Below are 12,526 nucleotides of genomic sequence, written 5' to 3' on the forward strand. Positions count from 1 at the left end.
GGATTTCCGGAATCGGGGTGAAACCCTGCTCAGGAGACCCGGTGCAGGAACGCGGAGGCGTGGGCCTCAAGTCCCTTGCCGGCTTCTCCGCCGGTGGCTACGTCCCACCGCCACAGCAGGTTGCCGTCCACCAGCCCGAAGATCCGGGTGGCGGCGCTGTAGTCCTTGGAGTGGCTGCCGCGCATCACCATGTCGGTGGTGAGCTGGATCTGCGGGCCCTTGATCTGGCCGTAGTACAGCTCCGAGATTCCGCCCGGATGCGAGATGGACACGGAGATGTCGAAGCCTCCGTCCTTGTTGCGCAGCGCTTCCACCTCGTCGGCGCTCTTCAATACCGGCACGATGTCTGCCGGCACCAGGCCGGGACCGCCGTCGGCATCCAGCTGCTTGCGCTCCAGCGCCCAGAACCCTGTCTCGACGGTGAGCGGCCGCAGCCGCGTCCCTTCGTCGTCGGTCAGCCAGCTCTCCGCACGGTACTGAAGGTACGGCAGGCCGTTGTGGGTGAAGGAGACGTGCTGCAGGAAGTGTTCGGAATCCTCGTCGCCGCTGCCGAGCCGGCCGCGGCCCTCCCACTCACCAATGAGCCAGGAAAGCGGGACGAGTTCAGGCGTCAGGTCTGTAGGAATCTCAATGGGCATTGGTCTTACCTCCAGATGCGGCTGGCTCCGGAAAAGGGGTGGCTACTTCTGGCCCTTGAAGAGGCGGTAGACCACGAAACCGGCGAACCAGGCCATGGACAGGCTCGCGATGCCGAGCAGGACAAGGAAGAAGATTTCAAAAGCAAGTACGGACATGGTGCCATCCTAACCCGTTAGTAGATGAGTAGTTTGTCTATGAAGTAGGCGAGGGATCCCACAGCCGACACCGGGGCAAGGCCCATGCCCAGTGCGGCGGGGATGTTCAGTGGGGCGCCGCGAAGCGTCGCAAGACGGCGGAAGCTCGCCAGGACCGCACCCACCACCACGCCGAAGATTGCGGCCGGCAGGACGGCGATATCGGACAGGACCAGTCCCGCGAGCGGACCTGCCAGTCCCGCAAGCACCACTCCCAGCGGGGCAACGATGCTGTCCGGCCAGCGGATGAGCCCGGCAAGCAGGGCCACTGCCGCGCTGATGGCCGCCACCAGGAGCATCTCGCGGACCCCGTTGAAGCGGGCGCCGGCAATCCAGCCGGCGCCGAGGCAGGACAGCAGCACGCCCGCGCAGCATCCAAGGGTGGATTCCAGCCGCTGCGCCTGGCCGGTGCCGCGGATCAGCTGCACCACGAAGACAGCCATCATCCCCAGCGCCACAAATGTCGGTGTCCAGTCCAGGTACCCCGGGGCCGGGGCCACGGCGGCGGCCACTGCCGAGGCTGCACCGGGCAGGGCGATGACTGCGGCGAGGGTCTTCTTGGCGGGGATGCGCAGGAAGTGCGGCCACCCAATGCCCACAGCCGCGGCGATCAAGATGCCGACGGCGACGAGCGCCTCCGGGGACGCGTAGACCCCGGCGATGATGGCGATGAGGCCGGTGATCCCGACGACTCCGATGCTCCAGGATCCAAGCGAACGCACGGGCGCCTGCAATTCGGCCGTCATGTGCGGCCCGGCCTGAGGTTCGTCCGTGCACTCACTGCGCTGCTTTCCCATCCTGGCATTCGGCCGGAAGGCTGGTCCGCCCCCTCATGGCAGGGCTGTCAGCCCTGGTTCAATCCTGCCTTATATGAACCGGATATGTCGCAAATCGAGCCTCTCCACGGCCGCAATCTGTGGCCGGGAGGGACCTGCCGGGTATACTCAAGGTTCAGCTACGCTCCCTGCTGAGGTGGCTGGCCGGCGGCGCGCTGACGGTCCACAAACCTCCTGCAGGCAGCCAGTACCGGCCGGTGAGAATCCGGTTCAGTCGCCCAATGATGCGCGGACGGCCCTTGGAGGAACAATGTCGCACATCCTGTTACTGACCAACAGCACCGGTTCTTCGGTGGACATCCTGCCTGCCCTCGAGTTGCTGAACCACCGGGTCCATATCCTGCCCGCCGAACCCACGGCCCTGCTGGAAACGGACCCCTGCGACGTCGTCCTGCTGGACGCCCGCAAGGACCTGGTGGGCGCCCGTTCCCTTACCCAGCTCCTCAAAGCCACCGGCCTCAGCGCCCCGCTGGTGCTGATCCTGACCGAAGGCGGCATGGCCGCAGTCTCGTCGGCCTGGGCTGTTGACGATATCGTCCTTGATTCCGCCGGCCCCGCCGAGGTGGAGGCCCGCATCCGGCTCTCCGTCGCCCGTGCCGTCCCGGAGCAGGAAGACGCGCCGACCGAAATCCGCGCCGCCGGCGTCATCATCGATGAAGCCAGCTACACGGCCCGGGTAAACGGTGCGCCGCTGAACCTGACCTTCAAGGAGTTCGAGCTCCTCAAGTACCTGGCGCAGCATCCCGGGCGTGTCTTCACCCGCCAGCAGCTGCTCACCGAGGTCTGGGGGTACGACTACTACGGCGGCACCCGCACCGTGGACGTCCACGTCCGGCGCCTGCGGGCCAAGCTTGGGGCGGACCACGAGAACCTCATCAGCACGGTCAGGAACGTTGGCTACCGCCTCACCCTGGTCCGGCAGCAGGAAGACGAACTCACCGAAGCCTGAGCCCCGTCCGCCGTCGACGTATAGCCTTGGCTCATGACTCCAGCGCATCCGCAGAAGTGGCCCGTCCATGTCGTCCGTGGCGGAGTTGACCAGCAACTCCTGAAAGACTGCCGGGACCTCCTGGCCGCCGCCGAGGAATCGGACGGCAACCCGTCCATTTCCGAGCAGACCCTGGTGACCATGCGTGCCGGGGACTCCGCGGAGCACACGCTGCTGACACTGGCGCTGTACGCGCCGGACGAGGACTCCGATCCCGCCACCGCCCAGGACCTGGCAGGCTTCGCCGTGGTGGTTGAAGAGCCCGACGGCAACGGCGTCCTGGAAATCGCTGTCCATCCCTCCTACCGGAACCAGGGCGTGGCGGACCGGCTGGTCGGAGCGCTCAAGGAAGTCCGCGGCTTCGACGGGCTGAAGGCCTGGTCCCACGGGAACCACGAGGCCGCTGCCGACCTTGCCGCACGCTACGGCTACGCGCCCATGCGCGAGTTGTGGAAAATGCGGATGACGACGGCGGGCGCGGACCTGCCCGACGCCGGCCTCCCGGACGGGGTGGCCATCCGCACCTTCGTGCCGGGCAAGGACGAGGATTCCTGGCTGGCTGCCAACCGCGCGGCGTTTGCCCACCACCCGGAACAGGGCAACCTGACCAGGGCCGACCTCGAGGCGCGCATGGCGGAAGACTGGTTTGATCCTGCCGGATTCTTCCTGGCCGAGGACCGGGACGGCCGGCTGCTGGGCTACCACTGGACCAAGGTCCACCCGCGGCATGGTGCGCACCCCGCCATCGGCGAGGTGTATGTGGTGGGAGTGACGCCCCAGGCGCAGGGCATGGGCCTGGGCAAGGCCCTGACGATTGCGGGCATCAAGCACCTCCGTGACGCAGGGTTGAGCGCCGTCATGCTTTACGTCGACGCCGACAACAGCGCAGCGGTGGCCCTGTACCGGCGGCTGGGTTTCACCCGGTGGGACATGGACGTCATGTATGGGCCGGCTGCGGGCTGAACAGGGCGACCCAGCGAACGCCGTCAGCGCGTAAAACAAGGGCCGTGCCCTCGGTGAATGCTTGTAAGGTTGAGAAGGAACCGCGCGGGGCGGAAGCGCCGGCACCAGAGCGCCAGCAAAAGGAGCAGCCATGAACCCGGAACCTTCCGGAACAGCCACGTCCCAGGATGTTGCGGTGCCCGTCAGGGCACGCTTCGGCTCCTCCGAGGTACCGGCGTCCAGGGCTACCCAGGACCGCATCGACATCCCGGAGTTCGCACCGAACCTGCAGCCGGAAGGCGACATCCGCCCCGACCGGTTCCTGGACCGCGAGCTGAGCTGGCTCGCCTTCAATTCCCGGGTGCTGGAGCTGGCCGAAGACCCCACCCTGCAACTGCTGGAGCGCGTCAACTTCCTGTCCATCTTCGCCTCCAACCTGGACGAGTTCTTCATGGTCCGTGTGGCCGGCCTCAAGCGCCGCATCGCCACGGGCCTGGCGGTCCCCTCACCCGCCGGGCTGAGCCCCGTCGAGGTGCTGGAGAGCATCAGCGAGGAAGCCCACCGGCTCCAGGCGCGGCACGCCCAGGTGTACGCTGACCAGATCCGGCCGGCGCTGGCGTACGAGCACATCCACCTCATGCAGTGGGATGAACTGGACGACACAGCCCAGCAGCAGCTCAGCGTCATGTTCGCGGAAAAAGTCTTCCCCATCCTGACTCCCCTCGCCGTTGACCCGGCGCATCCCTTCCCGTACATTTCCGGTCTGTCGCTGAACCTCGCCGTGGTGGTGAGGAACCCCGTCAGCGACAAGGAACTCTTCGCCCGCGTCAAGGTCCCGGACCAGTTGCCGCGGCTGATCTCCATCGACGGCCCCCGTGCCGGCGCGGTGCCGGGCCGGGTTGCCCGGTTCATCGCGCTTGAGGAAGTCATCGCCGTCCACCTGGACAAACTGTTCCCGGGCATGGAGGTCCTGGAGCACCACACGTTCCGCGTCACCCGCAACGAGGACGTGGAGGTGGAGGAGGACGATGCCGAGAACCTCCTGCAGGCCCTTGAGAAGGAACTCCTGCGCCGCCGGTTCGGCCCGCCCGTCAGGCTTGAAGTCACCAATGACATCAACCCCAACATCCGTGCGCTCCTCATCCGGGAGCTGGGTGTGGAGGAATCCGAGGTGTACTCGGTGCCGGCTCCGCTGGACCTCCGTGGCCTCTCAGTCATTGCCGGCATCGACCGGGCCGACCTGCACTACCCCAAGCATGTTCCGCACACCTCCAGGTACCTGAACGAGTCCGAGACCTCCAAGGCTGCGAACGTGTTCGCCGCCATGCGGCGCCGGGACATCCTGCTGCACCACCCGTATGACTCGTTTTCCACTTCAGTCCAGGCGTTCCTGGAACAGGCTGCGGCGGACCCGAAGGTCCAGGCCATCAAGCAGACCCTGTACCGCACGTCCGGCGACTCCCCCATCGTTGATGCCCTGATCGACGCTGCCGAGGCCGGCAAGCAGGTCCTGGCCCTGGTGGAGATCAAGGCGCGCTTCGATGAGCAGGCCAACATCTCCTGGGCACGTAAGTTGGAGCAGGCCGGCGTGCACGTTGTCTACGGCATCGTTGGCCTGAAGACGCACTGCAAGCTTTCGCTGGTGGTCCGGCAGGAAGTGGACGGGCTGCGCCGCTACTGCCACATTGGCACCGGCAACTATCACCCCCGCACGGCGCGCTACTACGAGGACCTGGGCCTGCTGACCGCCAACGAGCAGGTGGGCGAGGACCTCTCCAAGCTGTTCAACCAGCTCTCCGGCTACGCACCGAAGTCCACCTTCAAACGGCTCCTGGTAGCCCCCCGCTCCGTCCGGTCGGGACTCATCGACCGGATCGAGACCGAGATCCGCAACGCCCGGGCGGGAGTGCCGGGGCATGTCCAGATCAAGGTCAACTCCATGGTGGACGAGGCAATTATCGACTCGCTCTACCGCGCGTCCCAGGCGGGGGTCAAGGTGGACGTGGTGGTCCGTGGCATCTGCTCGCTGCGTCCCGGCGTTCCAGGCCTGAGCGACAACATCACCGTCCGTTCCATCCTTGGCCGGTTCCTGGAGCACTCGCGGGTGTTCGCTTTCGCCAACGGCGGCGATCCCGTGGTGTACATCGGTTCCGCGGACATGATGCACCGGAACCTGGACCGCCGGGTGGAGGCCCTGGTCCAGCTGGCCAGCGCGGACGACATTACCTACGTCCTTGACCTCATGCGCCGCTACATGGCGCCGGAAACCTCCAGCTGGCACCTGGACAACGCGGGCCACTGGACCCGGCACCACCTGTCCGAGGACGGCAAGCCGCTTGAAGACGTCCAGTCCTGGCTGCTGGCATCCCGGCCGCGGCAACGCAGCCTGAGCCGGCGATAGGCAGCCGCGTGTCGAGCGATGCACTCGTAGCTGACCAGACTGACCACCCAGGGGAACCCGTAGCGGTCACCGCTGCGGGTGCCATCCCGTGGCGGATCAACAAGGACAGCCTTGAAGTCCTGCTGATCCACCGGCCCCGTTACGACGATTGGTCCTGGCCCAAGGGAAAGATCGACGCCGGCGAGACGGTCCCCGAGTGCGCTGTCCGTGAGGTATGGGAGGAGATCGGCCTGCGAGCGCCGCTGGGCATACCGCTGCCGCCCATCCACTACCACGTGACGTCGGGCCTGAAGGTGGTCCATTACTGGGCGGTCAAGGTCAACGGCACCACCTTGGTGCCGGACGGCAAGGAGGTGGACAGCGTCATGTGGTGCGCCCCTGAAAAGGCCGCCCGCCTGCTGTCCAATCCGTCCGACGTCGTACCCCTTGAATACCTGCGGGACGCGCACGAACGGGGCGCGCTGGACACTTGGCCGCTGCTGGTGTTGCGCCATGCCAAGGCCAAGCCGCGCTCCTCCTGGAGCAAGGCCGAGGGCGAGCGACCGCTGGCAGCTACCGGCACCCGGCAGGCGCAGGCTGTCGGCCGGCTCCTGCAGGCGTGGAAGCCGATGCGCATCGTCACCAGCCCGTGGCTGCGCTGCGTGGCTACCGTTGCTCCGTACGCGCGGGCCACGGGGGCCAAGGTGAAGCTCGCTGAAGGCCTCACCGAGCACAAGCACCAGCGCAGCCCCAAGAAGACGGCCGCCGTCATCGAGTCCCTGTTCGACAAGCAGAAGCCTGTGGTTGTCTGCACGCACCGGCCCGCCCTGCCGACGGTGCTGAAGCAGCTGGCGGAGCACATGCCATCACACCTTGCGAAGCTGCTGCCGGCGCGCGAGCCATACCTGTCACCCGGGGAAGTGGTGGTATGCCACGTGGCCGTGGGCGGCAGGAAACGGGTCGTGGCGGTGGAGCAGTTCAAACCCTTCGATGACTAGGTTTTGCCTTCCGGCTTGACCCAGTGGATCCGGCAGCTTTGACTTAGGGGACGACGCACGCTTTTGGGGGAAAAGTGCTGGCTGCCACGATCGCTGTTGCCCATGACGTTCCGCCTGCAGTCATCCTGTGGTCTATGCTGCTGGCGGCCGCCGTTTATCTCCTGTTGCGGTCGATACTGCGGACAGGCGGCAGGAGAGACGTTGCAGCGGCAGCTGCCCGGCACGCATTGTGGGTTGGGATCATCGGCTGGATGGGGATTTCGCTGCTCCCAGCGACCAACGCAGGGATACTCCCCGTACCTGGAACCGCAAATCGACCTGTTGAGATTCTGCCGGCCCTCGCCTGGCCTGTTTTCGGCTGCCTGGCTGCACACGTCCTGGGCCAACTGAGCTACTTCGGATCCCGGCCGATGCCCGCTGGGCCGCGAGATACCCGTCGCATCCGGGAGTTCCTGCCCCGCCGTCTGTCCTGGACCGTCGCTGTGGTCTTCCTGCTTTCTGCCGCGCAAATCATATGGACATCCACTCTGCCCGGCTTTTCCCCGCTGCCGTACGAGTCGTGGCCTGACGGCACTGGCAGTTTTGTCCCAAGGGGCGGCGAAGGCCGAATTCCCGGCGTCGAACTCGCGGCATACCTTGGCGGTGCTCTGCTCGTCCTGGTACTTGGAACGCTGCTGGTGCTGGTGCTGGTGGCCCACCGCCCACCGCTTCCTGGGCTGGGCACAGATACTGATGGCCTATTGAGGACCATTACCACGAACCGCTTTCTCCGCACGGTTGCAACCGTAGCCTCAGGGCTGGCGGCCATCGCAGGCAACCATGCAGCCCGCCCCGATCCGACCACCGGGCCGGCCAACTGGCTTAACCCGGCCGGTGCCTTGAACCTGGCCGTCCTGCTGCTGATGCTTCTCTGGGCCCCACCCAGGCTTCCCGGGAGGTCACCGGCCCGCTGGAATGGCGGTGCCGGCCCGCAACCGGTCACCAGGCTGGTGGTGTCTATCGGCGCGGTCATGGGTCTGGCCGCATTTGCGCCTGTTCCTGCAGCAATATTCGCCCCGGGTGCGGTTACCGGGAGCCCCGCGCTCTTCGTGGCCGCATCAGCCGCCGCCGTCCTGGCGGTTGTTGCGCTCGGAGAGCTGCTGGTCCACCGGAATTACGGGGCCGCGGACCAGCCCTGCCACTGGCCGCGCCAGACCGTCCCGCCCGCCATGGCCGGCACCCTTGTGGTGGCGGCGGCCGTTCTTGTGGCGGTCGTCGTCGTTGTCGCGTGGCGGCAGGTGGAGTTGGAAGTGGAACAGACGTGGCCGGTGACTGCCTGGACCAGCGCCGGACTCGTGCTCGTTTCCGGTGTTCCCCTTGCATTTACCCGAAGACGGAGCAGCGTCGCGGCGACGGTCCCGGGGCTCGATGCCGCACTCCGCGCCATTACCGTGCACCGCGTCGTCCGTACCCTCGCCGCTTTCCTCGCTGCGGAGGCAGGAGTGCTGCTGATGAGCGCAGGACCAAAGCTGCACTGGACATCCCCCACTCTGGACCCGGACCACTGGGGCAACGTGTGGGAGGCGGCGCCCGCCGTCGGGGCTCTGCTGGCGGCGGCCGCAGTGGTGGTCGCAGTGATTCCCGTTGCCGGCCACACGACGCGAGCGCGAGCAGCAGCACCGCCAGTCCGTGACCCCCAGCCAGTAGACTTGGGGCGTGAGCATCCCAACGCCTTATGAAGACCTCCTGCGCGATGTCCTGGCCAATGGCACGCATAAATCGGACCGTACGGGCACCGGAACCACCAGCGTTTTCGGGCGCCAGATCCGCTTTGACCTCTCCAAGAGCTTTCCCTTGATCACCACCAAGCGTGTCCACTTCAAGTCCGTGGCCGTGGAACTCCTGTGGTTCCTGCGCGGCGAGACCAACATCAAGTGGATGACCGACCAGGGGGTCACCATCTGGAACGAATGGGCGGATGAAGACGGCGACCTTGGCCCGGTCTACGGCGTGCAGTGGCGCAGCTGGCCGACTCCCGACGGCGGCCACATCGACCAGATCGCTGAGCTCATCGAGAACCTGAAGTCGAACCCCGACTCCCGCCGGCACATCGTGTCTGCGTGGAATGTCTCCGAGCTCAACGACATGGCGCTGCCACCCTGCCACGCGTTCTTCCAGTTCTATGTGGCCAACGGAAAGCTGTCCTGCCAGCTCTACCAGCGCTCCGCTGACATGTTCCTGGGTGTTCCGTTCAACATCGCCTCCTACGCCCTGCTCACGTGCATGGTGGCGCAGCAGGTGGGGCTGGAGCCGGGCGAATTCATTTGGACTGGCGGGGACGTCCACATCTACGAGAACCATATGGACCAGGTCCTCAAGCAGCTGGAACGCGAGCCATACGAGTACCCGCAGCTGAAGATCAACCGGAAGCCGGCGTCGATCTTCGACTACACCCTGGAGGACTTCGACGTGGTTGGCTACAAGCACCACCCCACAATCAAGGCACCGATAGCGGTATGAGCACCGAAAACTTCACGGATCCGCAGTCCTTCACGGAGGAACTGGCCGCCTCAATCACCGGCGTCGGGCTGGTCTGGGCGCAGACCTCCGACGGCGTGATCGGCAAGGACGGGGACATGCCCTGGCACCTGCCCGAGGACCTTAAGCACTTCACCCGGCTCACCACCGGGCATCCCGTCATCATGGGCCGCAAGACGTGGCTGTCCTTCCCGGACAAGTACCGTCCCCTGCCCGGCCGCACCAACATCGTGATCACCCGGCAGAAGAGTTGGGCCGACACACCTGAGGCGGAGGGCGCCGTCGTGGTTCCCTCCCTTGATGATGCGCTCCTTGAGTCGCAGTTTGTCGACGGCGGCGAAACGGTGTGGATCCTGGGCGGCGGCGAGGTGTTCCGCCAGTCCACCGAGCTGGCCAACGTCGCGGTGGTCACCACCATCGATGTGAAGGCCGACGGCGACACGTTCGCTCCCGAGCTTGGCCCCGGTTGGGAGGCCACCGCCTCCGTCCCGCCCGACGGGTGGCTGACGGGGGCCAACGGCACGCGCTACCGATTCACCAAATGGTCACGGACAGAGGGCTTGGAACATGCTGAAGAAACCGGAAACCTTGTTCGTCCTGGGCTACATGCTGCTGCCCCTCCTAGCGCTGCTCTCCGCAATCGTGGGGCTGACGATGATCCTGGGCGGCAACAAGATCGCCGGAGCCATCGTGCTGGTGGTGGTCACGCAGGTCTTCACCTTCGGTGCGTTCTTTGCGCTCCGCGCGCGGAAAGCAGCGGTGCTGGAGCAGTCGGACCAAAGCTAGCGCTTACGGCGGCGGCATGGGGAGGCCACCCCATCGCGGCCGGCCTGCTCCTGCCCTAGGCTGGGGCACGCAGCACTCTGGGGGCTGTTGAATGAATATTGGGGGGAATCCTGGTGGCAGGAACTTTGTGGGGCGCGGACGTCGAGCAACTGCGCACCCTCGCGCAGCAGTTCAGCAAGACGGCGGACCTGCTGCAGCAGCAATCGACGCAGCTGAGCAGCCAGATCAACAACAACCCGGCCTGGAAGGGCGCAGACGCCCAGCGATTCCGGTCTGACTGGAACACCAACCACCGGACGCTTCTGCAACAGACCGTCTCGCGGCTGCAGCAGGAATCAAAGGTGCTGCTCAAGAACGCCGATGAGCAGGAGAAGGCCAGCACCAACGGCTCGGGCTCCGGTGGAGAACCTGGCACCGGTTCGACCGCCGGCAACAACGGTCCCCGCCCGGTAATTCCGGGGCAAGGCAGTAACGATCCTTGGGGACCGGACTGGCTGACCGATCCGGACTCCCCGTTCCGCAGCGGCTGGGACATCTACAACCTCACCAAAGCGTTGCCGAATCTCCGGGCAGGACTGTTCGATCTTCCCCATTTCATCAGCAAGGCAGACAACCTCGGCGAGTTCCTCTTCTCTGGAGACTTCCGGAGCGTTGCAAAGGCCTTCCAGGACTCGAACATGCTGAGCCAGTATTTCAACACCTCTTCTGAGTTGTTCGACGGCAGGTGGGACACCGCCCTGAACCTCGCCGAGGGCGGCAAGGCGGCCAAGTTTTTCGAGTTCGGAGGTAAAGCCTTGGGCGGCATCGGAGTTGGCCTTGATGCCCTTGACGCTCTCAACAACTTCAGCAATGGCAATCCTGACGACAACGGCCAAGCCTGGTATTCGGTGGTCAAGGCAGGGTTGGGCGCAGCCGGCTTCATCCCGCCCCCCGTTGGGACCGCTGCAATGGTAGCGTCCGGCGCATTGGCCATCTACGACAATGTTCCGGTAGTCAAGGAAACAGTCAATGCCGTCGGCGCGTCCATCGCTGATGGTGCCAAGGAAGCCTGGAAAGGCGCCGGGGATGCGGCCGAAAAAGTCGGGGACTTCTTTGGATTCTGAGCCCACAACGAGAGGTATTGACGATGACTGAGACAACTGCGGAAGCCATCCCCGACGCCATCGGATATGGCTTTGCCGAGATGGTTACCCTCGCACGTCTGAAGGGCGGGGACGCTGCCGTGCTCAGCGCTGAAGCACTGAGGGTTGACGGCTATCTGAACAACACGGACATGGTGAGCGCAGGCGCGTCCTCACTGGTGGCCCGTGGCCTGGCCAAGGCCGAAAATGACGGGCTCCTCTCCGTATCAGGACCCACTGCCGCCGTGGCTGCCCTTCTCTCCTCCGCCACCCGCCGCATTGAGATCTCGCTGCTGACGGCCGAAGGGGGCGACAGCGTCGTCTTCATGGAAAGCGATGACATCCATCTGCTGTTCCAGCCCCGCGCCTACTTCACGTGGTGGGCAATGGCTCAACGACCGGATGTTACCGCCGCCGAGGCCAACCTCATGGTTATCAAGCAGCACCTGGACAACAACCCAGAGGGCGGCGCCACTCTCCGCCGCCGCGAGGATCCCACCGGACAGACCCTTTACGTGAAGAAGGGCGGCGATGGGGCATGGACCACCGGTACGGCCGACTCGCAGCAAAAGAACATTATTGAAACCATGGGCGTGGATGAAGCTTCCCTTCTTGAACAGATCCGCACCATCCGTAAGGACTGACTGTGAACTTCGACCGCGACCGTGAACGCCGCAACGACGAAGTGTATGCCGAGCACAAGGCAGCGCTTGCACGGGGTGAGAAACGCGTTCTGCGCAGGACCAATACGGGCGAGCTGCACAGCTATCCCGGGGACGAGATCGGCTTTTCCCCGGGCCGAGGCCAGGCACAGGTCCGGACCTGGTGGGGCATGGGAATAGTGTCTGCCTTTCTGGGGCTCATGTTCCTTGGCTCTTCAGTTCTGTTCCTTGCTTCGTTCGGGCACACCGCAGGGCCCGAGTGGGGCGCGTTGTTCGCCATCGCTTTAGGGGGATTCGGCGCTTGGTACACCTTCGGCTTGGCGAGGGACGAGTACCGGGCCAAGAAGCTGCGTAAGGAACGGCACGCACCGGAACCAGGAGCAGGACATGTCAGCGAGTGACCAGCAGGCAAGCTCCGAATGCAAAGCGGAAAAGCTGCCCAAGGGCAGGAACCTCCCGCGAC

The 12,526-nt window shown here is 65.3% G+C and carries 12 protein-coding genes and 1 pseudogene; 11 read left to right on the forward strand and 2 right to left on the reverse strand.

What is annotated here, in order from left to right:
• Positions 1-29: 29 nt before the first annotated feature.
• Positions 30-638 carry an FABP family protein gene (locus tag LFT49_RS15255; RefSeq protein WP_142133067.1) on the reverse strand — a complete coding sequence of 203 codons (609 nt, stop codon included), beginning with the start codon at positions 636-638 and terminating at the stop codon, positions 30-32.
• A gap of 173 nt (positions 639-811) precedes the next feature.
• Positions 812-1,579 carry a permease gene (locus LFT49_RS15260; RefSeq protein ID WP_237430529.1) on the reverse strand — a complete coding sequence of 256 codons (768 nt, stop codon included), beginning with the start codon at positions 1,577-1,579 and terminating at the stop codon, positions 812-814.
• Between the two features lie 340 nt (positions 1,580-1,919).
• Here LFT49_RS15260 and LFT49_RS15265 point away from each other — a divergent pair, with 340 nt between their 5' ends.
• The 11 genes and pseudogenes from LFT49_RS15265 to LFT49_RS15315 all read left to right on the forward strand — a co-directional run bounded on the left by LFT49_RS15265 (position 1,920) and on the right by LFT49_RS15315 (position 12,464).
• Entirely contained in the window at positions 1,920-2,618 is a 699-nt protein-coding gene (locus LFT49_RS15265; protein ID WP_236799136.1) for a winged helix-turn-helix transcriptional regulator, read from the forward strand.
• 33 nt (positions 2,619-2,651) lie between these two features.
• The gene (gene mshD / locus LFT49_RS15270; protein ID WP_236799137.1) at positions 2,652-3,620 is read left to right on the forward strand and encodes a mycothiol synthase; all 969 of its coding nucleotides are present in this window, start codon (positions 2,652-2,654) and stop codon (positions 3,618-3,620) included.
• A gap of 130 nt (positions 3,621-3,750) precedes the next feature.
• Positions 3,751-6,000 carry an RNA degradosome polyphosphate kinase gene (locus LFT49_RS15275; RefSeq protein ID WP_236799138.1) on the forward strand — a complete coding sequence of 750 codons (2,250 nt, stop codon included), beginning with the start codon at positions 3,751-3,753 and terminating at the stop codon, positions 5,998-6,000.
• 8 nt (positions 6,001-6,008) lie between these two features.
• The gene (locus LFT49_RS15280; RefSeq protein WP_236820187.1) at positions 6,009-6,977 is read left to right on the forward strand and encodes an NUDIX hydrolase; all 969 of its coding nucleotides are present in this window, start codon (positions 6,009-6,011) and stop codon (positions 6,975-6,977) included.
• A gap of 410 nt (positions 6,978-7,387) precedes the next feature.
• A complete protein-coding gene (locus LFT49_RS15285) occupies positions 7,388-8,695 on the forward strand; it encodes a hypothetical protein (protein ID WP_237428661.1) in 1,308 nt (435 codons plus the stop codon).
• Entirely contained in the window at positions 8,673-9,476 is an 804-nt protein-coding gene (locus LFT49_RS15290; protein WP_236799141.1) for a thymidylate synthase, read from the forward strand. The genes LFT49_RS15285 and LFT49_RS15290 overlap by 23 nt, the downstream gene beginning before the upstream one ends.
• Positions 9,473-10,054, forward strand: a pseudogene (locus LFT49_RS15295) (dihydrofolate reductase); the annotation flags it as partial. The gene LFT49_RS15290 and the pseudogene LFT49_RS15295, both read left to right, overlap by 4 nt.
• A gap of 7 nt (positions 10,055-10,061) precedes the next feature.
• Positions 10,062-10,280 carry an NF038396 family protein gene (locus LFT49_RS15300; protein ID WP_018760496.1) on the forward strand — a complete coding sequence of 73 codons (219 nt, stop codon included), beginning with the start codon at positions 10,062-10,064 and terminating at the stop codon, positions 10,278-10,280.
• A 113-nt stretch (positions 10,281-10,393) separates the two neighbouring features.
• Entirely contained in the window at positions 10,394-11,383 is a 990-nt protein-coding gene (locus LFT49_RS15305; RefSeq protein WP_237428662.1) for a hypothetical protein, read from the forward strand.
• A gap of 23 nt (positions 11,384-11,406) precedes the next feature.
• Positions 11,407-12,045, forward strand: coding sequence for a hypothetical protein (locus LFT49_RS15310; protein WP_237428663.1), 639 nt, complete (start codon positions 11,407-11,409; stop codon positions 12,043-12,045).
• Positions 12,046-12,047: 2 nt separating this feature from the next.
• A complete protein-coding gene (locus tag LFT49_RS15315; protein ID WP_236820191.1) occupies positions 12,048-12,464 on the forward strand; it encodes a COX15/CtaA family protein in 417 nt (138 codons plus the stop codon).
• Positions 12,465-12,526 lie beyond the last annotated feature (62 nt).

Source organism: Arthrobacter sp. FW306-06-A (genome assembly GCF_021870055.1).
GTDB lineage: Bacteria > Actinomycetota > Actinomycetes > Actinomycetales > Micrococcaceae > Arthrobacter.